The following is a 24,452-nucleotide window of genomic DNA, read 5'->3' as shown; positions in this document are numbered from 1 at the left end:
CTGGAAGTCGGCTCGAGGAAATTCACCGAGCGATTCCCGAACGGGGCTTGAGAGGGACTCCACCGCTCGTCCGTAGGTTCTCCTCGGACGTACCCCGACACGCCGCTCAGGAGGAGATCTCCCGGACTCGCCGGAATGCGCCGGCAGGTCGGGAACGGACAGCGGAATTCCCCTGCGGATCTGAAATGAAGGAGACTCGATGCAGGTTCACTCATGCCCCAGATGCCACACCGAGGGAATCCGCACCTCCGCCGATCCCCTCCTGTGTGCCGGCTGTGTCAGACAGGTCGAGCGTCAGCTGCGCGCTCTGCCGTATCTGCACCAGGAATGCCTGAACCACGTATCGCCGACGTCCCGGCGAACGAACCCGACCAAGGTCTCCGGAAGCCGCAGGAACGACTTCCTCGACATCTCCGTGCTCGACAGCCGGCACAACATTCTCGCGGTGCTCGAATCATGGTCCGAGATCGTCCTGGAGCAGCTCGGCTGCGCGGCACCGGAGCGCACCGTGCCGCACCTGGCGCGCTTCCTGATCCGCCATCTCACCTGGCTCACGGCGCAGCCCCCGGCCGCCGAGTTCGCGGACGAGATCGAGAGCCTCGCCGGCGAACTGCGCCGCATCGTCGACCCCGACCCCGGCAACCTCCAGGCACTCATCCGAAAGTGCGTCGTGGGGGGCTGCAACGGGACGATCAGTGCTTCCCCGCAGCACCAAAAGAGCAGGAACTCGCCGGACAGCAGCGTCAGTTGCTCGGCCGGACATTCCTGGAAGATGCACGAGCTGCTCCTTCTGGGGCGGCTCATGGAGCGGCAGCGAAAGGGCGTCAGCGCATGATCAAGCCACCCCGTCACCGGCTCGTTCCCACGAATGTGGCGGCACTCGCCGTGGGAGTGAAGGAAGCGACCATCCGAAAGTGGGTGAGCCGCGGAAAGATCACCCGGTACGGCACACCCGGATGCCGCTCGGAGTTCGACATCGAGGAACTCACACAGATCGCTCTGCGGCGTCGGCTCTGACGTGTCCTGAATCTCCGCAGGAGAGCGCGCCGGGAAAAGGGCGCGCGCTCCTTCATGACGATCGCGGCCTCGATGCGCAAACGACAAGGGGAGCTGAGTACGTTGACTCTACCGGCCTCAGTGGAGGGGGCACCGGGAACAACGGGAGCGACGGAAGTCCCGGGCACACACCCGGCCGGCGGCGCGGTCGGCATCGGCCGCGCTCACGCGAAGGCCATCGTGCTCGGCGAGCACGCGGTCGTCTACGGCGCTCCGGCCATCGCTCTTCCGGTGCCACAGCTCACGGTCACGGCGCGGGCCGGCTGGTCCTCGCACTCCGGCGACGACGGGGGCGACCTCTCGTTCACCATGTCGGGGTCCGCGTCGCGGGCGGTCGTGACCCAGGCCTCCCACAGCCTGCGCCGGCTCGTCGGCGCGTTCAAGGAGCGGATGGGGGTGCACGACGGGCCGCCCCTGGAAGTGGGTCTTGACGGTGCGATCCCGCCCGGCCGCGGCCTTGGCTCGAGCGCGGCGAACTCGCGCGCCGTGGTGATGGCCCTCGCCGGGCTGTTCGGACGTGAACTGACCGAGGACATGGCGTTCGACCTGGTGCAGACGGCCGAGAACATGACGCACGGCCGGGCCAGCGGCGTCGACGCCATGACCGTGGGCGCCTCGGCCCCGCTGCTGTTCCAGGCGGGCCGGGCCCGCCGGCCGGCCATCGGCTGCGACGACGTGTTCATCGTCGCGGACAGTGGCACCGCGGGCAGCACCAAGGAGGCGGTCGAGCTGCTGCGCGCGGGATTCGGGCAGCGGGCCGGTGCGCAGGAGGCGTTCGTCCAGCGGGCGACCCGCCTCGTCGACCAGGCCGGCCGAGCCCTCGCCGAGGGACGGCCCGCGGAGCTGGGCGCACGGCTGACGGACTATCACGAACTGCTGCACGACGCCGGTCTGAGCACCGACCGCATCGACACGCTGGTGCGGGCCGCACTCGCGGCGGGCAGCCACGGCGCCAAGATCACCGGTGGCGGCCTGGGCGGCTGTGTCCTCGCGCTGGCCTCACCGCAGGCGGCCGGCCGGGTCACTCAGCAGTTGCTCGAGGCCGGCGCCGTGCGGACCTGGGCCGTACCGCTCAGGGGCCGGCAGCCATGAGCGGCGAACTCCTGGTCCCCGGGCAGCGGCCGGGCGAGCGGGCCGCGGCCGGCGGTGCCACCGCCGTCGCGCACCCGAACATCGCGCTGATCAAGTACTGGGGCAAGCGCGACGAGCGGCTGTTCCTGCCCTGGACCGACAGCCTGTCGATGACCCTGGACATCTTCCCCACGACGACCCGGGTCCGGCTCGACGCCGCGGCCGAGCGGGACGCGGTCACGCTCAACGGCGCGCCCGCGCACGGGGAGGCGCTGCGCCGCGTCACCGCGTTCCTCGACCTCGTACGGGAGCGGGCGGGGCTGCGGCAGCGGGCCGTCGTGGAGAGCGAGAACACCGTCCCCACCGGGGCGGGTCTGGCGTCCTCCGCGAGCGGATTCGCCGCCCTCGCCGTCGCCGCGGCCGCCGCGTACGGGCTCGGCCTGGACGCCACCGGTCTGTCCCGCCTGGCCCGGCGCGGATCGGGGTCCGCGTCGCGCTCCGTCTTCGGCGGCTTCGCCGTCTGGCACGCGGGCGACGCCTCGGGCACGGACGCCGAGGCCGATCTCGGTTCCTACGCCGAGCCGGTACCCACCGCGGAGTTGGACCCGGCGCTGGTCGTCGCGGTCCTCGACGCGGGCCCCAAGGAGGTGTCCAGCCGTACGGCCATGCGCCGCACCGTCGACACCTCCCCGCTGTACCGGCCGTGGGCCCGCTCCAGCGGCGAGGACCTGACCGGGATGCGGGCCGCGCTGCTGCGCGGCGACCTCGCGGCGGTGGGAGAGATCGCGGAGCGCAACGCGCTCGGTATGCACGCCACCATGCTGGCCGCGCGCCCCGCGGTGCGCTATCTGTCGCCGGCCACGCTGACGGTGCTCGACAGCGTGCTGCAGCTCCGGCGCGACGGGGTGGCGGCCTACGCGACCATGGACGCCGGGCCGAACGTGAAAGTCCTGTGCGCCCGCGCGGACGCGCAGCGGGTGGCCGGCCTCGTGCGCGCCGCCGCCCCTGGGCGCGCCGTGCACATCGCCGGCCCCGGGCCGGGCGCCCGCCTGACCGGCGAGGGCGAGTGATGAGCTCCTCGCCCCGTCGGCCGGCCGTGGTCCGGCGCGCGCCGGGCAAGCTGTTCGTCGCCGGCGAGTACGCGGTCGTGGACAGCGGCAACCCGGCGATCCTGGTGGCCGTCGACCGGTATGTCACCGTCACCGTGTCCGGCTCTCACACGCCCGGCGTCGTGATCTCCTCCGACCTCGCCACGCACCCGGTGCGCCGCCGCTGGCACGAGGGCCGGCTCACCGCGGACGGCGCCCAGGGCGGCGGCCGTCCGCGCGGCGGGCCGGTGCACGTGCTCTCGGCCGTCGAGACCGTGGCCGGTCTGCTGGCCGAACGCGGCCTGCCCGTACCGGAGTTGGAGCTCTCGGTTGTCAGCACACTGCACGAGGACGGCCGCAAGTTCGGCCTGGGTTCGAGCGGTGCGGTGACCGTGGCGAGCGTCGCGGCCGTGGCGGCGTACTGCGGCCTTGAGCTGTCGCGCGCGGACGTGTACCGCCTCGCCCTGCTCGCCACCGCCCGGATCGACCCCAAGGGCTCCGGCGGCGATCTCGCCGCCAGCACCTGGGGCGGCTGGCTCCTCTACTCGGCGCCCGACCGCGGCTTCGTGCTCGACCTGGCCCGCGAACGGGGAATCGAGGCGGCGCTGCGCGCGCCCTGGCCGGGGTTCGCCGTCCGCCCGCTGCCCTCGCCCGCCGGCCTGAGCCTTCAGGTCGGCTGGACCGGAAATCCGGCCTCCACCGCCTCCCTCGTGTCCGACCTGCACCGGCGGACCTGGCGGGGCACCGCCTCGCACCGGCGGTTCGTGGCAACCACCACCGACGTCGTGCACGCCGTGACCGGTGCGCTCGAGTCCGGTGACGGCCCGGGTCTGCTGCACCAGATCCGGCGCGCACGCCTGGAGTTGGCCCGCCTGGACGACGAGGTCGGCCTCGGTGTCTTCACCGACGAACTGCGCGCGCTGTGCGACGCCGCCGAGGGCGCGGGCGGCGCGGCCAAGCCGTCGGGCGCGGGAGGCGGCGACTGCGGCATCGCCCTGCTGGACGCCGCAGCGCCGCAGGACATCTCGTACGTACGCCAACGGTGGGCCGCGGCCGGGGTGCTGCCCCTGCCCGTCCGTGTCGCCCTGGAAGGGATCCAGCAATGAGCGCTCAGCGCAAGGACGACCACGTCCGGCTCGCCATGGAGCAGCAGCACGCGCACAGCGGCCGCAACCAGTTCGACGAGGTGTCGTTCGTCCACCACGCCCTGGCCGGCATCGACCGGCCGGACGTGTCCTTGGCCACGAACTTCGCCGGGATCGCCTGGCAGGCGCCGCTCTACATCAACGCGATGACCGGCGGCAGCGCCAAGACCGGTGCCATCAACCGGGATCTGGCGATCGCCGCGCGGGAGACCGAGGTGGCCATCGCGTCGGGCTCCATGCACGCCTACTTCAAGGACCCCTCGTGCGCCGACACGTTCCGCGTGCTGCGCCGGGAGAACCCGGACGGGTTCGTGATGGCGAACGTCAACGCGACGGCCTCGGTCGACAACGCGCGGCGCGCCGTCGACCTGCTGCGCGCCGACGCCCTGCAGATCCACCTCAACACGGCGCAGGAGACTCCCATGCCGGAGGGCGACCGCTCCTTCGGGTCCTGGGGTCCGCAGATCGGGAAGATCGTGGCAGCGGTCGACGTCCCGGTGATCGTCAAGGAGGTCGGCAACGGGCTGAGCAGGCAGACCGTCCTGGCGCTGCGGGACCTCGGGGTGGCGGCGGCCGACCTCAGCGGCCGCGGCGGCACCGACTTCGCCCGCATCGAGAACGGCCGGCGCGAACGGGCCGACTACGCCTTCCTGCACGACTGGGGGCAGTCCACCGCCGCCTGCCTGCTGGACGCGCAGGGCGTCGGCCTGCCCGTGCTCGCCTCCGGCGGTGTCCGCGACCCGCTCGACGTCGCCCGCGCACTCGCGCTCGGCGCCCGGGCCGTCGGATCGTCCGGGGGCTTCCTGCGCACCCTGCTGGACGGCGGTGTGCCGGCTCTGGTCGCGCGGATGACGACCTGGCTCGACCAACTGGCGGCGCTGCAGACCATGCTCGGCGCGCTCACCCCCGCCGACCTCACGCACTGCGACCTGCTGATCCAGGGCACCCTCCGTTCCTTCTGCGCCGACCGGGGCATCGACACACGTCGTCTCGCCCAGCGCTCCAGCTCCGGCGACGCCCTCCACGAGATGACGGGAAGCACACGATGACTGAAGCACATGCGATAGCCGGGGTCCCGATGAAGTGGGTGGGCCCCCTGCGCGTATCGGGAAACGTCGCCCTGGCCGAGACCCATGTACCGCTGGCCACCTACGAGTCGCCGCTGTGGCCGTCGGTGGGACGCGGTGCGAAGGTCTCCATGCTGGCCGAGCAGGGCATCGTCGCCACCCTGGTCGACGAGCGGATGACGCGTTCGGTGCTCGTCGAGGCGACGGACGCGGGCACCGCGCACGCGGCCGCGCGGACCATCCAGGCGCGGATCGACGAGCTGCGCGGTGTGGTGCGCGGCTGCAGCCGGTTCGCCGAACTGATCGGGATACGGCACGAGATCAACGCCAACCTGCTGTTCATCCGGTTCGAGTTCAGCACCGGCGACGCCTCCGGCCACAACATGGCGACGCTCGCCTCCGACGCGCTCCTCGGTCATCTGCTGCAGACCGTGCCGGGCATCTCCTACGGATCGATCTCGGGCAACTACTGCACGGACAAGAAGGCCACCGCGATCAACGGCATCCTCGGCCGCGGCAAGAACGTGGTCACCGAGCTGCTGGTGCCGCGCGACGTGGTCGACAACGTCCTGCACACGACGGCCGCCAAGGTCGTCCAGCTGAATCTGCGCAAGAACCTGCTGGGAACCCTGCTCGCCGGCGGCATCCGCTCAGCCAACGCCCACTACGCGAACATGCTGCTCGCCTTCTACCTGGCCACCGGCCAGGACGCGGCCAACATCGTGGAGGGCTCCCAGGGCGTCACGATGGCCGAGGACCGCGACGGCGACCTGTACTTCTCCTGCACGCTGCCGAACCTGATCGTGGGCACGGTCGGCAACGGCAAGGGTCTGCCCTTCGTGGAGACCAATCTGACCCGGCTCGGCTGCCGGGCCGACCGTGCACCCGGTGAGAACGCGCGCCGGCTCGCCGTCATCGCGGCGGCGACCGTGCTGTGCGGTGAACTCTCGCTGCTCGCGGCCCAGACCAACCCGGGTGAGCTCATGCGCGCGCACGTCCAACTGGAACGCGACAACACGACCGCAAAGGTTGGTGCATAGGCCATGCCTCTCTCCATCGGAATACACGATCTGTCGTTCGCGACAACCGAGTTCGTCCTGCCGCACACGGCACTCGCCGGCCACAACGGCACCGAGATCGGCAAATACCATGTGGGCATCGGCCAGGAGTCGATGAGTGTCCCCGCGGCCGACGAGGACATCGTGACCCTGGGCGCGGCGGCCGCCGCGCCGGTCGTCGCCCGGCACGGCAGCGACCTGATCCGCACGGTCGTGTTCGCGACGGAGTCGTCGATCGACCAGGCCAAGTCGGCGGGTGTGTACGTTCATTCGCTGCTGGGGCTGCAGTCGGCGACCCGGGTCGTCGAGCTGAAGCAGGCCTGCTACGGGGCGACGGCGGCCCTGCAGTTCGCCATCGGCCTGGTGCGCCGCGACCCCGGGCAGCAGGTCCTCGTCATCGCGAGCGACGTCTCCAAGTACGACCTCGACAGCCCGGGCGAGGCGACCCAGGGCGCGGCGGCGGTGGCCATCCTGGTCTCGGCGGACCCCGCCCTGGTCCGGGTCGAGGACCCCTCCGGGCTCTTCACCGCCGACGTCATGGACTTCTGGCGGCCCAACTACCGTGACACCGCGCTGGTCGACGGGCAGGAGTCGATCGCCGCGTATCTGCAGGCGGTCGAGGGCGTCTGGAAGGACTACACGGAGCAGGGCGGCCACACGCTCGAGAACTTCGCCGCGTTCTGCTACCACCAGCCGTTCACGAAGATGGCCTACAAGGCGCACCGCCACCTGCTGAACTACTGCGGGCACGACGCCGACAAGGACGACATCGCCCGCGCCATCGGTCAGACCACGGCCTACAACACCGTGGTCGGCAACAGCTACACCGCGTCGATGTACCTCGGCCTCGCCGCGCTGCTCGACCAGGCGGACGACCTGTCCGGGCGGCCCGTCGGCTTCCTCAGCTACGGCTCCGGCAGTGTCGCCGAGTTCTTCGCCGGGACCGTGGTCGCCGGGTACCAGGAGCACCTGCGCACGAAGGCGCACCTCGAGGCGATCGACCGGCGCCGGCCGGTCGACTACGCGGGCTACCGCGCCCTGCACGAGCGCGCGTTCCCGACGGACGGCGGCGACCACTCCACCCCGGCGCAGACGACCGGGCCCTTCCGGCTGGCCGGGATCAGCGGCCACAAGCGCATCTACCAGGCGCGCTAGGGCCTCTCCGGCGTGTGGGACCTGTGGGCAGCCGCTCTGGGCTGCCCACCTTCGAGGGCCGCCGGGACCGCACACCGGCGAGCCCCGGCACAGCACGGCACAGCGCATTCCAACCACGTGAGGGGAGGGCAGCCGCATGACCGACGTCAGGATCATCGGCACGGGTGCCTATGTACCGGACCGGATCGTCTCCAACGACGAAGTCGGTGCGGCGGCGGGAGTCGACGACGCCTGGATCACCCGCAAGACCGCCATCCGGGAGCGGCGCTGGGCCGCCCCCGGCCAGGCCACCTCGGACCTGGCCACGGCGGCGGCACGGGCCGCGCTGAAGTCGGCCGGCATCACCGCCGAGCAGTTGTCCGTGATCGCGGTCGCCACGTCCACGCCGGACCGGCCCCAGCCGCCCACGGCAGCGTACGTACAGCACCGTCTCGGTGCGCCCGGCACCGCGGCGTTCGACGTCAACGCGGTGTGCTCCGGCACGGTGTTCGCGCTCTCCGCGGTCGGCGGTGTCCTGGAACACCGGGGCGGTCACGCGCTGATCATCGGCGCGGACGTGTACTCGCGCATCCTGGACCCGGCCGACCGCAAGACGGTCGTCCTGTTCGGGGACGGCGCCGGTGCGATCGTCCTCGGCACGACGGGCCGTGGCCCGCGCGTGCGCCATGTCGCGCTGCACACGTTCGGCGAGCTCTCGGACCTGATCCAGGTGCCCGCGGGCGGCAGCCGGCTGCCCGTCGACGCCACCGGGCTCGACGCCGGGCTGCAGTACTTCGCGATGGACGGGCGCGCGGTGCGCCACTTCGTCGTCGAGCAACTGCCGCACCTGGTCAAGGGGTTCCTGCACGAGGCAGGCGTCGGCCCCGAGGACATCAGCCACTTCATCCCGCACCAGGCCAACGGCGTCATGCTCGACGAGGTGGTCGAGGACCTGGCCATGCCCCGCGCCACCATGCACCGGACGCTGACGCACTACGGCAACACGGGCGCAGCCTCCATCCCGATCACCCTGGACGCGGCCGCCCGCGCGGGCGCCTTCCGCCCGGGCCAGCTGCTGCTGCTCGCCGGCTTCGGCGGCGGCATGGCGGCGAGTTTCGCGCTGGTCGAGTGGTGAGCCGGCCCGCCGCGGTCGTCAACGGCCGTCAGGAGTACGCCGTACGGCGCCGTGGGCGGGCCACAGCTCCCGGTCGAGGCGGCGTTCCCGCGCGGTGAGCGGAAGGTCGAAGCGCAGCCGCTCCGGATGTCCGGGCGGCGGTCCGCAGGGCTGCGCCCCGTACGACGCGAACGGATCGTAGGGCTGCGGGCCCGACAGAGGGGCGACCACCGCGTAATAGTGCACCAAAGGGCCGCTCTGCACGGCTCCCATGACCACCAGGGACTGCCAGAGCGGACGCAGACAGCGGGCCGCCAGTACCCTGCGACCACTACGCAACAACCGTCTCATGTCCGCCCTTTCGCCAGTTCACTCGCGTCTGCCTGCACAGATTGGCAAGATCCACTCGTGAGGCGGTCGAGGACGATCACCCGGCCGCCGGAGGCGGCGCCGGTGGCGGCGGGTCAGCTCGGCTGCCCGCAAGCGGCCGCCAGGGCCCGGGACAGACCATGGGCCCGATGCCACTCGTCGACGGCCGCACCGGCGAGCACCACCCGGGGCGGCCGGCCGCCGGCCGCCGCGATGCGCCGGGCGAGGTCGCAGGCGAGCACACCGGCCCCGGAGAACCCGCCCAGCAGCAGGGACCGGCCGGTGCCGAGCGCGGCCCGGGCGGCCTCGGCGCCGTCGGCACCGGTGGCAAGCACCAGCAGCTCCTGCGGGCCCGGATAGGTGTGGGCCACCAGGTCGTAGCAGCTCACGGGCGCGCCCGGCGGCGGGATCAGACAGATCGTGCCCGCCCCCTCCTCGCGCGCCGCACGCAGCGTCACCAGCGGGGCGGCGCGGCCCGCGCGGCCGGCTTCGGGAGCCTCGGCCATGTGCGGTACGGCGGTGCCCTCGAGCAGGGCGAGGGCCTCGGCCACCGTCGTGGACTCGCCCGCTGTCAACGGGAGTTCGCACAACAGCAGGGCGCACTGTGCCAGCAGCTCGGCCGCCGCCTCCTCACCGAGCAGGGCCCGGTCGTGCACCCCCGTGAGGACCAGGGCGCCCGATCTGTCGTGATGGGCGAGCAGCCCGATGGGCAGCACGGAGCGGGCGGGCAGCGTGCCGGGGAACTCGGCCTGGATGCCATGGGCGGCCAGTTCGTCCGCCAGGCCTTCCACCGGATGCGGCGGGTCCTCGAACACCAGGACCGTGTCGGCGGGATCGACGGGATCGGCTCCCGCGCCGCCGACCCAGTCGCGGATCCACTCCGCGGGCACCCACTCGTAGGCGGCCATGTCCAGGGCACGGTCGCGCAGCTGCCGCAGCAGCCGCGGCACCGAGTCCGCCGGGTCCACCTCGACGGTCATCGGCAGCGGATTGCGCAGCGGGCCCGGCATCCGGGCCGCGCCGTCCAGCGGAATGCCACGCCCCGACACGGTCACCGCGAAACAGACCGGGGCCGGTCCCTTCACGTCACAGGCCCGGTACAGGAGCATCGCCCACACGGCCTGCAGCACGCTGCTCTCGGCGGTGCCCCAGATGCCCGCCCAGTGCACGAGCCGGGCGGTGTCCACGGGGTCGAGGCTGAGGCGGGCGCGGCCGATGCCGGTCATGCCCGTGGGCCCGGCGGGCCGGCCGGGCCGGGACGCCGCGCCGTCGGGCGAGGGCAGGCGCCGCCAGAACCCGCGGGCGGGCTCCAGGTCCTGGGCCGCGATCCAGGCGGTGTAGTCGCGCAGGTCGGGGCGGCGCTCGCCGCCCGGCAGGGTGCCGCCTGTCAGGTAGGCACGGTAGAACTCGCGCAGCAGCAGGTGCGCACTCCAGTTGTCGAGCAGGGCCCGGTGGTAGGTGAGCAGGATCCGCGTGGGGGCGACGCGGCCGGCGGACGCGGCCGCCTCCGTCTCGAGGAGGGTCAGGCGCAGCGCTCCGGGGCGGCGCAGGTCGAAGCCGCGCAGCCGGTCACGCTCCAGGAACGGGGACCAGCCGCCGTCGCCGCCGACCTGGCGGGTGATCTCGGGCACCACCCGCTCGTGCAGCACGAGCAGCGGTTCGCCGGTGCCGGTGAACGCGGTGCGCAGCACCGTCTCGCAGTCGAACACCGACTGCCAGGCCGCCGCGAAACGTGCGGCGTCGAGGGGGCCGTGCCACACCCACACCAGTTGCTCGACATGGCGGCCGGTGCCGGGATCCGCGTCGCCGCCCGTGTACAGGGCCGCCTGCTGGGCGGTGGGCCGGAAGACGGCGCCGGCCGGCGCTGCGGGCAGCTCGGCCAGCTCCTCCAGCAGGTCACGCAGCAGCCGCTCGAGGTCGCGGACCCGGGCGTCGGTGAGCCCGTCACCGCCGAGCCGCGCATCGGCGACCCAGTCGAGACCGATGTGCAGCCTGCCGCCGACGACCCGAGCTTGTACCTCGAGGGGATGGCCGGGCCTGGTGGGGGCGCCGCCGTCCACGGTCTCGGCACGGGCGGGCTGCGGCTCCCCCGCGCCGTGCAGGATCAGACAGGCCTGGGCGGGGGGCAGTTCGCCCAGCGCATGGCGCAGCAGCGGGTCGGGGCTCCACTCGCGGCAGGCCCCGAAGCCCGCGCCGCCCGCGGCCCGCCCCGCGCAGGCCGCGAGCGCACCGGCCAGGGCGTCCAGTTGGTCCAGGGGGTCGGGCCCGGGACCCGGGGCGAGGTGCACCGGATAGGGATCGGTGAGCCTGCCCACCTGGCGCCGCAGGCCCTGGCGGCCCGGCCGAGGGTCGCCCCAGACGTCGAAGTCGACCTCGTCGCAGCCGTACCAGCGGGCGAGTGCCAGGGCGAACACCCCGGTCAGCACCTGTCCCGCGGTCAGCACGAGCCGCCGGGCCAGGCCCCGGGTGATCCGCTCGGTCGCCCCCTCGGCCAGCACGAAGGCACTGCGCCGCACGGCGCCGGGCGCGGTCTGCCGCGGGCCGGCCGCCTGCGCCCTGTGCGCGGCCACGCCGCCCCAGTGCCGTCCCTCGTCGGCGTCGCGGGCCAGCTCCCGCAGTTCGGCGACCCAGTCGGCCAGGCCGTCGGGCACCCGGCGCGGCCGGGCCGGGGCTCCGGCGGCGGCCGCGCCGAGGGCGGCCGTCAGATCGTCGAGCAGGATGCGCCAGGACGCGGCATCCACGGCGAGCTCGTGGACGACCAGCGCGAGCCGGTCGCCGCGCGGCCCGCCGGGCCGGCGGTCCCGGGCGAGCAGGGCCCGCAGCTGAACGCCGGTGCGCGCATCGAGGGTGCGGCCGGTGCGGGCCAGGGCCTTCGCGAAGGAAGCCTCGTCGGTGAACTCCCCTTCCACCAGCGGATCCGGGCCCGCGTCACCGGACGCGGCCGCCCCGGTCAGCCAGGCGCCGTTGCCGTCGAGGCGGGAACGCAACTGGGGGTGGGCGGCGACGACGGCCCGCAGCGCCTCCCGCAGCACGCCCGCCTCCAGCGGGGCCTCCGGCTCGATGACCACGGCCTCGTAACGCTGCTCGCCCTCGGGCGCGCGGGCCGCGTACTGGGCGGCGGTCAGCGGGCGCCGGGCGACGGGCGGCTCGGTGAGCAGGTCGGCGACGCAGCCGGAGACGCGGGCACCGGACGCGCCTCGCGTCGCGGACAGCCGCAGCGTGTGGTGGTCGGGGCCGTGCCGAACCAACCGGTAGCGCACGGCGGTTCGGCCCGGATCGCCGGCGGTGAGCTCGCCCAGGATCTTCTCCAGGGCCACGGCGTCGAGCGGACCGTGCAGTTCGAGGGGCCACGGGGTCGGATAGGGAGCGGACCCGGGTTCGACGACCACACAGATCGATGCGTTCGGGGAGCGGTGAACAGTCATGATGTCCGGGGTTTTGCGGTCCGCTGCGCGCGGCCGGCCCCCCTCCTCGCTCCTCTCTGTCCGCTGCGCTGAAAGTGCCTCTCTTCCCTGGCGGCCCCTGATCTGTCCGAATCGACAAGGGTCGGATTTGAACGCTAGTGCCCCGGCGCGGCGGCGTCCGATTTCCCGAGCGGGTGTGCAGCGGTGTCCGAGCGACGCCCGAGCGCGGGCGGCGCGCGGGCCCCGGCGGCCCCTGCCGTCACAGCATGCGCACGGCGCTCTCCGCGTGCTGCTTGGCGAGAGCGAGCAGGGCCCGGCTGGCGCCGGAGAGCGTACGGCGCACCTGCCGGCGGGCGTCGGCCAGGCCCGTGCGTCCGCCCGGCCCGGCGGCGCTGTTCTCCTCGCGCAGCACGACGCGGTGCTGCACGCTCACACTCACGCCCGTCTCGTCCGGGACGACGGACCATTCGCCGACGTGGGCCGCCAGCGGGGCTGCGGGCACCGTCTCCTTGTAGACGATGCGGCCCGCGTGCGGGAAGCAGATCCGCACCGACTCCGTGGTCTGCTCGCCGTGCTCGGTGCGTGTGCGCAGGGTCAGGTGCTGCACTCCGGGTGCGTCCTCGGTGAGATCGGCCCGGGTGACGTGGGGCACCCACTCGGGCCAGTCCGCGGCCCGGTAGAGGAAGTCGTAGATCAGCTCCGGCGGGCCGTTGACGCGCAGGGACTCCTCGAAGGTCAGCGCCAGTTCGTCCAGCCGCGTCCACTGCTCGGCCCGGGCCTTGAGGTCGGCGATATGGATACGGCAGTTGCGGTCGGCGGCCTGGCGCGCCCACGCCAGATCGTCGGGCCGGTCGTCGACGACGCCGAGGTCGTAGCGCAGCTGCGCCCGGCTGGCGCGCGGTCCCTCGGCGCATACGCTCAAGGATCCGGTCATGGAGTTCAGCGGGGCGGCGGGCTGCTCGTGCCGGTAGTCGATGCGGCGCTCCACCGGATCCAACCGACGGCGCATCACGCAGGATTCCAACCGGCCGTCCATAAGGGACCACATGCGCAGCCGCTCGTGTTCACCGTCGAATTCCAGGCGCTCCACATGGATGTTCTCGGAGAAGAACAGCGGCCAGTTCTCCGCGTCGGCGATCAGTGTGTAGACCACCCCCGCCGGCGCGGCCACCCGCACGTCGTGTGTCGTCCAGTCCGCATGCTCAGCAGACATCTGCACACCTTTCTCTTCGCACCGCGCCACTGGGGCTCGAAGCGGAATCCGGACGGCGGGAATTCAGGGGCACACACCGGGGCTCAGACGACCGGCGCGGGCCGGCGGGCGAGGCGGCCGGTGATCCGGCAGGCCCGTCCCAGAAGCCGGGGCAGTTCGCGACCGCGTACAAAGAAGTGCCGGCCCGGGACGGTACGCAGCCAGGTGGGCCCCTCGGTCCATCGACACCAGCCGTCGGCGATCGCGGGTGGCGCCAGCGCGTTGCCCTCGGAGGCGACGGCGAGCAGCGCAGTGGCGAGCGGGCCGGCCGTCAGCGGCTCGCGGACCGCTTCCTGCACGGACCGGGCGAGCACCAGGTCGGTGTGGAGCACCGGCAGCGCGGTCCGCAGCCAGATGTCCGCGTCCTCGTGCGGCGGCGGCCAGGCGCCGACGGCCAGCAGCGCGGGGCCGGGCAGGCCCGCCTCGTGCAGGGCGCGCGTCACGGCGAGGGCGACCATCGCCCCGAGGCCGTGCCCGTACAGGACGAACGGGCCCCGCCGCGGGCCGGTGAGGCCGGGCAGCAGGTCGGCGAGCAGCGCCTCGTGCGTGCGCACCCGGGGCTCGGACCGGCGCCGGCCGTGGCCCGGCAGGGGCACCTGGACCGGCTCCACCCCGGCGCCGACGTTCGCCGCCCAGTGGTCGAAGGTTTCACCGGAGTGCGCGAAACAGTAGAGCCGCACCGGCGGTTCGTCCGACATGGCGTCCTCCTCTCCTGCGCCTCTGGTCGAACGGGAGGGCAGAGTTCGAGGATCGCCTGAACTCCTCGAGCGGCGCTCGAGACCGAACGGAGCTCTCTCAGGCCGCGTACCGGTCGAAGGTGGAGCCGCGCCGCGGGCCGGCCACCACGTCGAGTTCGGGATCGACCGAGAGGATGGCCTGGTGCAGGCGCTGCAGTTGCGGCGAGGGCTCCACGCCCAGGTCCTCCGTCAGCCGCCGCCACATCTTGCGGTAGACCTCCAGGGCGGCGGCCTGCCGTCCGGACCGGTACAGGGCCACCATCGCCTGCGCGTGCAGGCCTTCGTGCTGGGGGTGACGGGCGATCAGGTCCGCGAGTTCGGCGAGCAGTTCGGCGTGCCGCCCGAGCCGCAGGTCCGCGTCGATCCGTCGCTCGACGGTCACCAGACGGGACTCCTCGAGGCGCATGACCTCTATTTCCAGGACCGGTCCGAGCCGTACGTCCACCAGCGCGGTCCCCTGCCACAGCGCGAGAGCCTGCCGGAAGCACTGGGCGGCCGTCTCGTCGCCGCCCTCCTCGAAGGCCTCCTGGCCCGCGGAGACCAGGCGCTCATAGGCGTGTACGTCGACCGAATCCGACGGGATCTGCAGCAGATAGCCCCCGTGCCGGGTGGCCAGCACGTCCTTCGCGTCCCCCGGCGCATCCGGCCCCATCGCGGTGCCGAGGCAGCGGCGCAGTTGCATGATGTACGTCTGCAGCGTGGTCATCGCGCTCTGCGGGAGTTCCGTACCCCAGATCTCCTCCATCAGCGTGGCCACCGGCAGCACACGGTTCGGATATAACGCGAGCAGAGCAAGTACCTGCCGGGGTTTCCCGGCAGTCGGGACGATGGACCCGCCGTTCACGGTGGCACACAGCGGACCCAGAACCCGAATCTCCATGGTTTCCTCCGTTCGTCGCGGGCTCTCCCTTGTGGCGGAAAGTCGTCGGCGAATTGGCAGGCTAGCCGTACCCGCTTCCGAAGTACCGTTTTCTTCAGCGGAGTTCGAGCAAACCTCGAAGGCCGGACCACCAGGGCAAGGTGCATGGACAAAGATCGATCGGTCATGCGCGCCGGTCCCGTTCGGGGTTCCCGCTCGAAAGTCAGTCGGTCAGCGCCGGCATTTCCCTCGCACGCGCATGGTGGATTCCTCGTTCTCAGTTGCTGCGCACCAGCCGCTCGCCACCGCCGTTCGAGGCGGGGTCGAGCGCGCTGTCGGGGCTGGCCATGAGGATCAGGCGCTGGACCCTGCGCAGGTCGGTGGACGGCTCAAGTCCCAACTCTCGTACGAGAGTCGTGCGCACCCGCTGATACGCCGCCAGCGCCTCGCTGCGCCGCCCCGAGCGGTACAGGGCCAGCATGTACTGGCCGTGCAGATTCTCGTGCGTCGGGTAGCGGTTGACGAGGACGGTCAGTTCGGCGAGCAGGTCGCGGTGTCGGCCGAGGCGCAGGTCCGCCTCGATGCGCTGGTCGAGGGCGCACAGCCGGGTCTCGTCGAGGCGCTTGGCCTCCATCTGCAGCACCTCGCCGAGCTGTACGTCGGCGAAGGCGGGGCCGGTCCACAGCTCGAGCCCCTTCCTCAACTGCCGTACCGCACCCTGGAAGTCACCCGCGTCGATCGCCCGGTAGCCCACGCCCGCGAGCCGCTCGAACTCCCTGACGTCGCTGGTGCCGTCGCCGCTGTCGAGGAGATAGCCCCCCGGCAGGGTGGCCAGGACGTTCTTGGCCGTGCGCCGCTTCCCCTCTTCGGGCCGGCCCTGCTCCAGGGCGGCCGTGATGAGTTCGCGCAGCTGGAGTACGTAGGTCTGCAGGGTGGTCCGGGCGCTGCGCGGCGGCACACTGCCCCACAGCTCCTCGGTCAGCGCTGCGACGGAGACCACTTGATCGGCGTGGAGGGCCAGCAGGGCGAGAACCTGCCGCGGCTTCGGCGCGGTGGGCGTGATGGAGACGCCGTTCTCCCTGACGTCCAGAGTGCCCAGTAGCTCGATGTTCACGCGCTCTCCCTTATCTCATGTCCTCGAGTACTCCGGGGATTTCATGGCCGTCAACAGATGCGGTCCAGCTTGCACCAGAGTAAAAACAGCACGACCGGTCTGTCAACACCAAACCGCGCATGCTGTTTTATCTACTTGCGCGAGAGGGGTCAGAGTTGCGAGAAGGCGTCAACCTACCGCCAATGCAGGGAAGTTGCAGTGAACCCAGAGTCTTCCTGCACGCCATCTCGAGCGCCGAAGCCAAGACGGATCCGCCGAGTTCTGATCGATTAACAAACCGTTTGGTCTTCTTTTGGCTCGTCGGCGTACGTCAGAGTGCGGCCGTGGGCGGGCGCGAACCCGCGCACATCAGCGCCTCCAGGCTCTGCCGATCGACGAGGCGCGGCAGCAGGATCTCCCAGAAGCGGGTGATGTTCTGCCGGGAGAGCCAGCTGGCGTCCGAGCCGCCGAGCACCTCGAAGCCCGTGGTCGCGGCGACGATGACGCCGGCGCCGTCCGTCCACGACACCCCCTCGGCGAGGGTGCCGCTGCGTTCGGCCCTGCGCAGCGCGTCCTCGACCCAGTGCTGCCACTGCCGGCGCAGCGGGGACTCCGTGCGGCGGGCGATGTCGGCGGCGAGCTCGAAGCCGCTTCGCACCACGATGTCCTGGGCCAGAATGCCCATCAGCTCGTGGGTGGCATCCACCACCCGCTGCAGGAAGTTGCTCTGCGAGGCCCACGCCACCTCGGTGATCCGACGCAGCGTCTCGGCGGCCTCCGCCTCGACCGCTTCGGCGAGCATCCGCTTGTTGGCGAAGTGAAAGTGCAGGGCACCGTTGCTGACACCGGCCCGTTTGCTGATGGTACTGAGCGACGCATGGACGAAGCCCTCCTCCGCGAACACCTCGGCCGCGGCCTGGATCAACGCCCGCCGGGTTCGAGCGGCTCGTTCCTGCTTGACCATGCTGCCTCCTGGGGACGTGCGGACGCCGAGAGCCAGGAGGACAGCGACGTCACAAACCATTTGCCTAGTGCAGTTATTGCGGGGGGTTGCCGTGCTTGCGGGACGGCAGGTCCGCGTGCTTGGTACGCAGCATCGCCAGGGAGCGGATGAGCACCTCGCGGGTCCGAGCAGGGTCGATCACGTCGTCGACCAGGCCGCGCTCGGCCGCGTAATAGGGGTGCATCAGCTCGGCCTTGTACTCCTTGACCATGCGTGCCCGCATGGCCTCGGGGTCGGCGGCCTCGGCGATCTGCCGGCGGAAGATCACGTTGGCGGCGCCCTCGGCACCCATCACGGCGATCTCGTTGGTCGGCCAGGCATACGTGAGATCCGCGCCGATCGACTGTGAGTCCATGACGATGTAGGCGCCACCATAGGCCTTGCGCAGGATCAGAGAGATCCGCGGCACGGTGGCGTTGCAGTACGCGTACAGCAGCTTTGCTCCATGGCGGATGATCCCGCCGTGCTCCTGGTCGACACCGGGCAGGAAGCCCGGCACGTCGAGCAGCGTGACGATCGGGATGTTGAAGGCGTCGCACATCTGGACGAAGCGCGCGGCCTTCTCCGAGGCCTGGATGTCCAGCACACCCGCGAGGGACTGCGGCTGGTTGGCGACGATGCCGACGACCTGGCCGTCCAGGCGGGCCAGGGCGCAGATGATGTTGCGCGCCCAGCGCTCGTGGACCTCGAGATACTCGCCGCCGTCGACCAGTTCCCCGACCACACTGGCCATGTCGTAGGGGCGGCTGCCGTCCACGGGTACCAGGTCGAGCAGGACGTCGCCGCGGCGGTCCACCGGATCGTCACAGCGTACGCGCGGCGCGCTCTCCCGGTTGTTCTGCGGGAGCAGCGACAGGAGGTAGCGGACCTCCGCGATGCAGGTCTCCTCGTCGTCGTACGCGAAGTGCGCGACGCCCGACGTCTCGGCGTGCACGTCCGCGCCGCCGAGCCCGTTCTGCGTGATCTCCTCACCGGTGACCGCCTTGACGACGTCGGGGCCGGTGATGAACATCTGCGAGGTCTCGCGGACCATGAACACGAAGTCCGTCAGAGCGGGCGAGTAGGCCGCGCCGCCCGCACACGGACCCAGCATCACCGAGATCTGCGGGATCACCCCGGACGCCTTGGTGTTGCGCTGGAAGATGCCGCCGTATCCGGCGAGGGCGGAGACGCCCTCCTGGATACGGGCGCCCGCGCCGTCGTTCAGGGAGACCAGCGGCGCGCCCGCCGCGATGGCCATGTCCATGATCTTGTGGATCTTCGTGGCGTGGGCCTCGCCCAGCGCGCCGCCGAAGATACGGAAGTCGTGTGCGTAGACGAAGACCGTGCGGCCCTCGACCGTGCCCCAGCCGGTGATGACACCGTCGGTGTACGGCTTCTTGACCTCCAGGCCGAAGCCCACCGCCCGGTGCCGGCGCAGTTGCTCGACCTCGTTGAACGATCCCTCGTCCAGGAGCAGTTCGATGCGCTCACGCGCGGTCAGCTTGCCCTTGGCGTGCTGTGCCTCGGTCGCTCTCTCGCTCGGGCCGGCTTCGGCCCGAGCCCGGATCTCGCGCAGCTCGGCGATGCGGCCGCCGATGGGGGTTGGTTCGACCTCGACCGAATCTGAGGCAGTCGTCGCCACCATGACAGGTCCCTTCCTAGGGCCTGGCCGAGTCGCCTCGGGGCCCCACAGAGAGATTATAAAACCGCGCATGCGGTTTGTAAATTGACGATGCATCTACCCTGCTCTCCCGTCGGCACCTCCCCCGGCCGGGAGCCCGACAAGGTCACTGCCAACTGTCCGGAGCCCGGTAGCCGACACCGCCGCGCCACCAGTGCGTGTCCGTGACAGGGCGGGCCTCGTCACCGTCCTCGTGTGCGGCACTGTCGCGCAGGGCGAGCAACACCAACGTCAGCGCGGCCAGTTCCTCCTCATGGGCCTCTCCCCGCTCCACGCGGATCACGGCCCGGGTACTCTCACTGCGGCTCATCACACCCCTCCTTCAGCTTGCCGTCACGGTCTCCGAGACGGCTCGACGCCTGCTGCCGTCCCGCTCGAGCACCGACGGAGAACGGAAAGTCCCCGCGGCCCAAAGGCCGCGGGGACTGCGTGCCTTGAAGGTGCGCTCTACCCGAGCAGCACCGGAAGCTCGCTGTGTCCGTTGACGATGAACGACTCGATGGGTTCGAGCCGATCGGAGGCGATCGCCAGGGACACGTCGGGGAATCGCTCGAACAGCGCCCGCAGCGCGACGGCCGCCTCCACCCGGGCCAGCGGTGCCCCCATGCAGTAGTGCGGCCCGTGGCCGAAGGCGAGATTGTCACGGCGCTCCGCACGCAGCAGGTCGTACTCCGCCACGTCCTCGCCATAGGTCCCCGGATCGAGGACGGCCGCGGCGAAGGACACGATGATCGCGTCCCCCTTCTTGATGACGACGTCGTCCAGCTCGATGTCGTCCACGGCGTAGCGCAGCGGCATGTAGGAAGCGGGGGCCCGGGTGCCCAGCGTCTCGGTGACCACCGTGTCCCAGTCCACGCGGCCGGCGGTCACGTGCGCCAACTGCTCGGGATGGATGAGCAGTTCGGCGATCGCATTGCCGATGAAGGTGGTCAGCGTCTCGAGACCGGCCGCGAGCAGCAGCTGCAGCGTGTCGACGAGCTCCTGTTCGGTGAGCTCATCGCCCTGGTCCCGGATCTGCAGCAGCGCGGAGGTCAGGTCGTCCCCCGGCTGCTCGCGCTTGGCGGTGACCAGGCGCGTCAGCACCCCCTTGATGGCGGCCATCGCCCCGGCCATCTCCTCGGCCGTGGCAGCGGAGCTGAAGCCGACGTCCATCGCCGCACCCAGAAGCTTCTCGGCCTCCTGGCTCAGACCGATCAGCCCGCAGATCACCCGCATCGGCAGCAGCTGCGCGTACTGCGCCCGCAGATCCACGACCTGGCCGGCGGGGACCGCGGCCAGCTCGTCCAGGAGCTCATCGGTGAGCTCCTCTATCCGGGGCCGTAACGCCTCTATCCGGCGCGCGGTGAACGCGCCCGAGACCAGTCGGCGCAGCCTCGCACGCCGCTCACCGTACGCCGTGAGCATGTTCTCCAGGGCCACCCAGGGAAACAGCGGCCAGTCCGGGGTGATCTGACCCTGCGCGAACAGCGGCCAGTGCTGCCGCGCGTCCTTCGACACCCGCGGGTCGAGGAGGAGTTGCTTGATGTACTGCGGCCGCACGACGGCCCATGCGGCGATGCCGCCCGGAAGGGTCACCTGAGCCGCGGCGCCCTGCTCGCGCAGTGCGGCGGCCTCCCCCGCCTGATCGCGCCCCTGCGCATCCAGCGCGTAGGGGCACGTGATGGATCCCATTCATGCACTCCATTTCGGTTGGCCTTGCATGACGCGCACCAACTCGCATGCGCTCGAGGGGACTTGCCTTGCTCCCGGTGCGGCGCCCTACCGCCGGGAGGCCGTTCGCTCACGCCGTTCCGGCGGCCTCGAGACCCTTCTCCTCCTGCAGGCGCAAGGCCTTGCGCAGAGCCTGCTTCCCCCGCTCGGGATCGAAGTCCATCTGCACGAGCACACCCGGAACACTGATGGCCGGCAGTACGTACCGGTACAGGTCGCACACCCGCTTCGGCAGGTCGTCCCGGCCGGTCATGATGTTGGAGAGGACCTGCACCCCGGTGAAGCCGCCGACGAACAGCTTCCCGACGGCATGCAGGTCGACATTGGGCAGCAGTTCGCCGCGCTCCTTGGCTTTCTCCAGAACCGCCACGATGTGCTCTTCCCACGCGCCCATGGGAGTCCTGCGGTCCAGCCCGTCCTTGGGGGAACCCTGGTCCACGGTGAGCCGCACGGCGCCCCGCACGATCGGATTGCCGGTGTCCCGCCGCAACAGGTAGGCCAGGAGCAGCGATTCGTCCAGCGACTGCTGCAGGACCAGTTCGTGCTCCGGCGCCTCGGGCAGGGCGCGGACCTGCTCGAGCAGCACGCCCTGGGCCAGCTCCTCCTTCGAGGCGAAGTGGAAGTACAGGGCGCCCTTGGTCAGGCCCGCCCGCTTCAGGACCTCGGAGATGGTCGCGGCCTCGTAGCCGAGTTCGTCGAAAACCTCGGCGGCGGCCGTCAGGATCGCCTGCCGTGTCCGGACCGCCCGCTCCTGCTGTACCACAACCCACCTCCACGTTCCTTGATCCACCGGCCAGGAAAAAACCGGCACGTCGGATCTTAAAGTGTGCGACCCCCATTACGGAATGCCCGATTCCGGCCAATCACCTCGCCGGATCGCCAGTACTACCCTCCCCGGGCTCCCTACAATAAAACCTGACGGCCGGTTTCTCAATCATCCCGACCGGCGCCTCCTCCAGGCCGCCCAGCACCCCTGCGGACCTGCAACTTCGGCTACCTGTAGGGCAATTGATCCACTATGAGCTTAGGTCAACTGTTCCCAAAGAGCCTTGAAAAAGAAACCGGTTAGTACGTACTTTGCGTGCGTCTCACTCTGCCGTGACACAAACCTGACTCGTCGTCCTTCCAAGTGGAGATCGCTATGAACCTGCTGATGCAACCGCTGCAGGCTCCTGGCACCATCGGAGCAGCAGATGCGCACCGCCTCACGGAGCCGGCCCTCCGTGAGTTGACGTACATCCTGTTCGACCGCGACGACCGGGGCCGGCTGCACGGCGTCTGGCGCGACCTCATCGCGCACGAGAGCTTCCACCACCAGCCCGGACTCTCCGCACAGGAGCGCACCACCCTGTCCTACGCCCGGCTCCAACAGATCAACGCCGCGCTCGACGATCCCCGTGAACTGACCCTCGACTTAAGGCAGTTGGCTGGCCTGCACGAATGGACGGGCTTCCTCGACGGTGGGCTGTGCACGTTGGAGAGCATCCACTACAACCTGTTCCTGGGCAGCCTGCTCGACCACCAGGCCCCCACCGGCCGCCGGGATCTGACCGACTACACCTCCATGCGCCGCACAGGAACGTTCCTGTGCACCGAACTGGAGCACGGCAACGACGCCGCACTGCTGGAGACCACGGCCACATACGACAGCGCCACCGGAGGGTTCGTCCTGCACACGCCGAACCCCGGCGCCCAGAAGTTCATGCCCAACACCAGCACGACCGGCGGTCCCAAGAGCGCCCTGGTGGCCGCGCGTCTGGTGACGGACGGCCAGGACCAGGGGGTCTGCCTGTTCCTGACCCCGCTCAGCGACGAGTTCGGTCATCTCCCCGGAATCCACGTACGCCGTCTGCCCGCCCGGCCCGGCACCCCGGTCGATCACTGTGTCACCGCCTTCGACCAGGTACGGCTGCCGCGCGAGGCCCTGCTGGAAGGCCCGCACGGACGCCTCGACGCAAACGGCACGCTCGTCAGCGGCCTCGGCAATCCGCGCAGGCGGTTTCTGCAGACGATCAGCCGCGTCACCACCGGCAAGCTGTGCATGAGCGCGGGCACGCTCGGCATGGCGCGAGCCGCCCTCGCCATCGCCGTACGCCACTCCCACTCCCGGCTCATCGCCGGGGCCAAGGCCGGCCTGCGCATACCGATAGCGAATCACCGCAGCCACCACAGCAGACTCCTGGGCTCCCTCGCCACGGCCTACGCCATGACCTTCCTGCACCGCAGTGTGGTCGACCGCTGGATGGACCACGCCCCCGAGGACCGGGAGGAGACCGAGCGCCTGGTCGCCATCTCCAAGGGCTGGATCACCTGGCAGGCCCGCGCGATCGCCATCGAGTGCCGCGAACGGTGCGGGGCCCACGGGCTCTTCTCGCACAACGGGCTGTCCGACCTGACCTCGAACATCGAGGGCGGGATCACCGCCGAGGGCGACAACCTCGTCATCTGGGTGAAGGCCGCCTCCGAGATGGTCTTCGGGCACGTCGTGGACCGCACCGGTCACGACCCGGACGCGGCCGAGGAACGGTCGCTGGACGACCTGTCGTACCTGCGCGAGCTGTACGCACACGTCGAGGCCATCTGGCAGGACCGGGCCCGTGCGGCGATGCGCCAGGGCCGCCGGGGCGATCCGCTGGCCCGCTGGAACTCCGCCTCCGCGAGCGGCCTCGAGATGGTCGCGGCACACGCCCGGCTGCAGGCCGCGGACGCCTTCCTCGCCGCGATCGAGTCCGCGGCGGAGCCGAGGGCGCGCCTACTGCTGGAGGACCTGTGCCGACTCTTCCTGCTGCAGGAGCTCAGCCGGCACACCGGCGACCTGCTCAGCGAAGGACGGCTGACGCCCGGTCATGTCCGCGGGCTGCCGGCCGCCGTCGACAGGATCATCGGGAACCTCGCCCCCCATCTCGCCCTGCTCGCCGAGGCGTTCGACCTGCCGGAGGAGTACCTCAAGAGCGTCCCCATCGCCCAGGGGCGGCACGCGGTGGGTCTCGACGAGTTCCTCAGTCGCGACACCGACCACGATGTCTGGGCCCCGCAGGCCTCCCCCGACCCCGGGCCCGGGGAACACGAGCACAGCCCCGTGCCCACGCTCTCCTAGAACCTGCCCGGGGCTACCCCCGGCCGAAGGCCGGGGAAGGGGCCCGTCGCCGGGCCGCACCGTCGCGGGACGACGGTGCGGCCCGGTCCTGCGGCCTTCGGCCCAGGGTGCCTGCCCCAGTGCCGCGACAGGCAACGTTCGCCACGTCGCGGTACTAGGCCCTGTCGTCAAATTCCCGTCTGCCCTGCGACGCCATGCACGCACTCTCGCCGCACCGGGCACAGACCCGAGTACATCCAGTACGAGGGTCTGTGCCCGGCACGCCGAGAGCACGCACCTGACGCCGCCGGGCCCGCCCTCTGGGCGGACGACGGGAATTTGACGACAGGGCCTAGGCCTCTTCGACCGCGATGGCCTGCACAGGGCACGCCCGCACCGCCTCGCGCACCAGTGGCTCTCCCGCGCTGTCCTCCCGCCCGGGCAGGACCTCACTCAGGCCGTCGTCGTCCTGCGTGAAGACGCCGGGGACGGTGAGCGCGCACATGCCCGCTCCCATGCAGCGGTCCTTGTCGACCTGAATCCGCACGCTCAT

22 protein-coding genes are annotated in these 24,452 nt (G+C 71.2%); 10 read left to right on the top strand and 12 right to left on the bottom strand.

What is annotated here, in order from left to right; all coding sequences use genetic code 11:
• Positions 1-199: 199 nt before the first annotated feature.
• The 9 genes from OG568_RS57310 to OG568_RS57270 all read left to right on the top strand — a co-directional run bounded on the left by OG568_RS57310 (position 200) and on the right by OG568_RS57270 (position 8,754).
• Positions 200-835: a hypothetical protein gene (locus OG568_RS57310; RefSeq protein WP_329537900.1), complete on the top strand. Its 636-nt coding sequence runs from the start codon at positions 200-202 to the stop codon at positions 833-835.
• A complete protein-coding gene (locus OG568_RS57305) occupies positions 832-1,017 on the top strand; it encodes a hypothetical protein (protein WP_266592726.1) in 186 nt (61 codons plus the stop codon). The genes OG568_RS57310 and OG568_RS57305 overlap by 4 nt, the downstream gene beginning before the upstream one ends.
• 102 nt (positions 1,018-1,119) lie before the next feature.
• Positions 1,120-2,148, top strand: a complete 1,029-nt coding sequence (mvk, locus tag OG568_RS57300; protein ID WP_329537898.1) for a mevalonate kinase — start codon at positions 1,120-1,122, stop codon at positions 2,146-2,148.
• Positions 2,145-3,197, top strand: a complete 1,053-nt coding sequence (gene mvaD / locus OG568_RS57295; protein WP_329537897.1) for a diphosphomevalonate decarboxylase — start codon at positions 2,145-2,147, stop codon at positions 3,195-3,197. Before mvk ends, mvaD begins: the two co-directional genes overlap by 4 nt.
• Positions 3,197-4,321, top strand: a complete 1,125-nt coding sequence (locus OG568_RS57290; RefSeq protein WP_329537896.1) for a phosphomevalonate kinase — start codon at positions 3,197-3,199, stop codon at positions 4,319-4,321. The genes mvaD and OG568_RS57290 overlap by 1 nt, the downstream gene beginning before the upstream one ends.
• Positions 4,318-5,409, top strand: coding sequence for a type 2 isopentenyl-diphosphate Delta-isomerase (gene fni, locus OG568_RS57285; RefSeq protein ID WP_329537895.1), 1,092 nt, complete (start codon positions 4,318-4,320; stop codon positions 5,407-5,409). The genes OG568_RS57290 and fni overlap by 4 nt, the downstream gene beginning before the upstream one ends.
• The gene (locus OG568_RS57280) at positions 5,406-6,467 is read left to right on the top strand and encodes a hydroxymethylglutaryl-CoA reductase (protein ID WP_266592736.1); all 1,062 of its coding nucleotides are present in this window, start codon (positions 5,406-5,408) and stop codon (positions 6,465-6,467) included. The genes fni and OG568_RS57280 overlap by 4 nt, the downstream gene beginning before the upstream one ends.
• Positions 6,468-6,470: 3 nt before the next feature.
• The gene (locus OG568_RS57275; RefSeq protein WP_329537894.1) at positions 6,471-7,640 is read left to right on the top strand and encodes a hydroxymethylglutaryl-CoA synthase; all 1,170 of its coding nucleotides are present in this window, start codon (positions 6,471-6,473) and stop codon (positions 7,638-7,640) included.
• 136 nt (positions 7,641-7,776) lie between these two features.
• A complete protein-coding gene (locus OG568_RS57270; RefSeq protein WP_329537893.1) occupies positions 7,777-8,754 on the top strand; it encodes a 3-oxoacyl-ACP synthase III family protein in 978 nt (325 codons plus the stop codon).
• Positions 8,755-8,772: 18 nt separating this feature from the next.
• On the opposite strand, the gene OG568_RS57265 is transcribed toward OG568_RS57270, so the two are convergent.
• From OG568_RS57265 to OG568_RS57215, 11 genes are all read right to left on the bottom strand, one after another.
• Positions 8,773-9,084, bottom strand: a complete 312-nt coding sequence (locus OG568_RS57265; RefSeq protein ID WP_329537892.1) for a DUF6059 family protein — start codon at positions 9,082-9,084, stop codon at positions 8,773-8,775.
• A gap of 113 nt (positions 9,085-9,197) precedes the next feature.
• Positions 9,198-12,527, bottom strand: coding sequence for a condensation domain-containing protein (locus OG568_RS57260; protein ID WP_329537891.1), 3,330 nt, complete (start codon positions 12,525-12,527; stop codon positions 9,198-9,200).
• 238 nt (positions 12,528-12,765) lie between these two features.
• The gene (locus OG568_RS57255; RefSeq protein WP_329537890.1) at positions 12,766-13,719 is read right to left on the bottom strand and encodes an aromatase/cyclase; all 954 of its coding nucleotides are present in this window, start codon (positions 13,717-13,719) and stop codon (positions 12,766-12,768) included.
• Positions 13,720-13,802: 83 nt separating this feature from the next.
• A complete protein-coding gene (locus OG568_RS57250; protein ID WP_329537889.1) occupies positions 13,803-14,456 on the bottom strand; it encodes a thioesterase II family protein in 654 nt (217 codons plus the stop codon).
• Between the two features lie 97 nt (positions 14,457-14,553).
• Positions 14,554-15,375: an AfsR/SARP family transcriptional regulator gene (locus tag OG568_RS57245; protein ID WP_266592745.1), complete on the bottom strand. Its 822-nt coding sequence runs from the start codon at positions 15,373-15,375 to the stop codon at positions 14,554-14,556.
• Positions 15,376-15,631: 256 nt separating this feature from the next.
• Positions 15,632-16,468 carry an AfsR/SARP family transcriptional regulator gene (locus OG568_RS57240; RefSeq protein WP_329537888.1) on the bottom strand — a complete coding sequence of 279 codons (837 nt, stop codon included), beginning with the start codon at positions 16,466-16,468 and terminating at the stop codon, positions 15,632-15,634.
• Positions 16,469-16,778: 310 nt separating this feature from the next.
• On the bottom strand, positions 16,779-17,411 hold the full coding sequence (locus OG568_RS57235; protein WP_329537887.1) for a ScbR family autoregulator-binding transcription factor: 633 nt from the start codon (positions 17,409-17,411) through the stop codon (positions 16,779-16,781).
• Between the two features lie 73 nt (positions 17,412-17,484).
• Positions 17,485-19,077, bottom strand: coding sequence for an acyl-CoA carboxylase subunit beta (locus tag OG568_RS57230; RefSeq protein ID WP_329537886.1), 1,593 nt, complete (start codon positions 19,075-19,077; stop codon positions 17,485-17,487).
• 142 nt (positions 19,078-19,219) lie between these two features.
• The gene (locus OG568_RS57225) at positions 19,220-19,423 is read right to left on the bottom strand and encodes an acyl-CoA carboxylase epsilon subunit (RefSeq protein ID WP_266592753.1); all 204 of its coding nucleotides are present in this window, start codon (positions 19,421-19,423) and stop codon (positions 19,220-19,222) included.
• Positions 19,424-19,560: 137 nt separating this feature from the next.
• Positions 19,561-20,784, bottom strand: coding sequence for a cytochrome P450 family protein (locus OG568_RS57220; RefSeq protein WP_329537885.1), 1,224 nt, complete (start codon positions 20,782-20,784; stop codon positions 19,561-19,563).
• Positions 20,785-20,893: 109 nt separating this feature from the next.
• Complete coding sequence (locus tag OG568_RS57215) at positions 20,894-21,586, bottom strand: ScbR family autoregulator-binding transcription factor (protein ID WP_266592757.1); 693 nt, start codon at positions 21,584-21,586, stop codon at positions 20,894-20,896.
• A gap of 378 nt (positions 21,587-21,964) precedes the next feature.
• Here OG568_RS57215 and OG568_RS57210 point away from each other — a divergent pair, with 378 nt between their 5' ends.
• Positions 21,965-23,920: an acyl-CoA dehydrogenase family protein gene (locus OG568_RS57210; protein ID WP_329537884.1), complete on the top strand. Its 1,956-nt coding sequence runs from the start codon at positions 21,965-21,967 to the stop codon at positions 23,918-23,920.
• Positions 23,921-24,251: 331 nt separating this feature from the next.
• On the opposite strand, the gene OG568_RS57205 is transcribed toward OG568_RS57210, so the two are convergent.
• Complete coding sequence (locus OG568_RS57205) at positions 24,252-24,446, bottom strand: ferredoxin (RefSeq protein WP_266592761.1); 195 nt, start codon at positions 24,444-24,446, stop codon at positions 24,252-24,254.
• Between the last annotated feature and the right edge of the window lie 6 nt (positions 24,447-24,452).

The organism is Streptomyces sp. NBC_01450 (assembly GCF_036227505.1).
Taxonomy (GTDB): domain Bacteria; phylum Actinomycetota; class Actinomycetes; order Streptomycetales; family Streptomycetaceae; genus Streptomyces.
Note: the sequence above shows the minus strand (reverse complement) of the source record. Positions and strands in the feature narration are given on the sequence as shown.

Bases quoted from the DNA above. Each gene is read 5' to 3' on its own strand.
- OG568_RS57270 (WP_329537893.1), top strand. From the start codon at position 7,777: ATGACCGACGTCAGGATCATCGGCACGGGTGCCTATGTACCGGACCGG.
- mvaD (WP_329537897.1), top strand. From the start codon at position 2,145: ATGAGCGGCGAACTCCTGGTCCCCGGGCAGCGGCCGGGCGAGCGGGCC.
- OG568_RS57235 (WP_329537887.1), bottom strand. From the start codon at position 17,411: ATGGTCAAGCAGGAACGAGCCGCTCGAACCCGGCGGGCGTTGATCCAG.
- OG568_RS57310 (WP_329537900.1), top strand. From the start codon at position 200: ATGCAGGTTCACTCATGCCCCAGATGCCACACCGAGGGAATCCGCACC.
- OG568_RS57265 (WP_329537892.1), bottom strand. From the start codon at position 9,084: ATGAGACGGTTGTTGCGTAGTGGTCGCAGGGTACTGGCGGCCCGCTGT.
- OG568_RS57280 (WP_266592736.1), top strand. From the start codon at position 5,406: ATGACTGAAGCACATGCGATAGCCGGGGTCCCGATGAAGTGGGTGGGC.
- OG568_RS57225 (WP_266592753.1), bottom strand. From the start codon at position 19,423: ATGAGCCGCAGTGAGAGTACCCGGGCCGTGATCCGCGTGGAGCGGGGA.
- OG568_RS57210 (WP_329537884.1), top strand. From the start codon at position 21,965: ATGAACCTGCTGATGCAACCGCTGCAGGCTCCTGGCACCATCGGAGCA.
- OG568_RS57275 (WP_329537894.1), top strand. From the start codon at position 6,471: ATGCCTCTCTCCATCGGAATACACGATCTGTCGTTCGCGACAACCGAG.
- OG568_RS57255 (WP_329537890.1), bottom strand. From the start codon at position 13,719: ATGTCTGCTGAGCATGCGGACTGGACGACACACGACGTGCGGGTGGCC.
- OG568_RS57220 (WP_329537885.1), bottom strand. From the start codon at position 20,784: ATGGGATCCATCACGTGCCCCTACGCGCTGGATGCGCAGGGGCGCGAT.
- OG568_RS57260 (WP_329537891.1), bottom strand. From the start codon at position 12,527: ATGACTGTTCACCGCTCCCCGAACGCATCGATCTGTGTGGTCGTCGAA.
- OG568_RS57230 (WP_329537886.1), bottom strand. From the start codon at position 19,077: ATGGTGGCGACGACTGCCTCAGATTCGGTCGAGGTCGAACCAACCCCC.
- OG568_RS57250 (WP_329537889.1), bottom strand. From the start codon at position 14,456: ATGTCGGACGAACCGCCGGTGCGGCTCTACTGTTTCGCGCACTCCGGT.
- OG568_RS57245 (WP_266592745.1), bottom strand. From the start codon at position 15,375: ATGGAGATTCGGGTTCTGGGTCCGCTGTGTGCCACCGTGAACGGCGGG.
- fni (WP_329537895.1), top strand. From the start codon at position 4,318: ATGAGCGCTCAGCGCAAGGACGACCACGTCCGGCTCGCCATGGAGCAG.
- OG568_RS57305 (WP_266592726.1), top strand. From the start codon at position 832: ATGATCAAGCCACCCCGTCACCGGCTCGTTCCCACGAATGTGGCGGCA.
- OG568_RS57290 (WP_329537896.1), top strand. From the start codon at position 3,197: ATGAGCTCCTCGCCCCGTCGGCCGGCCGTGGTCCGGCGCGCGCCGGGC.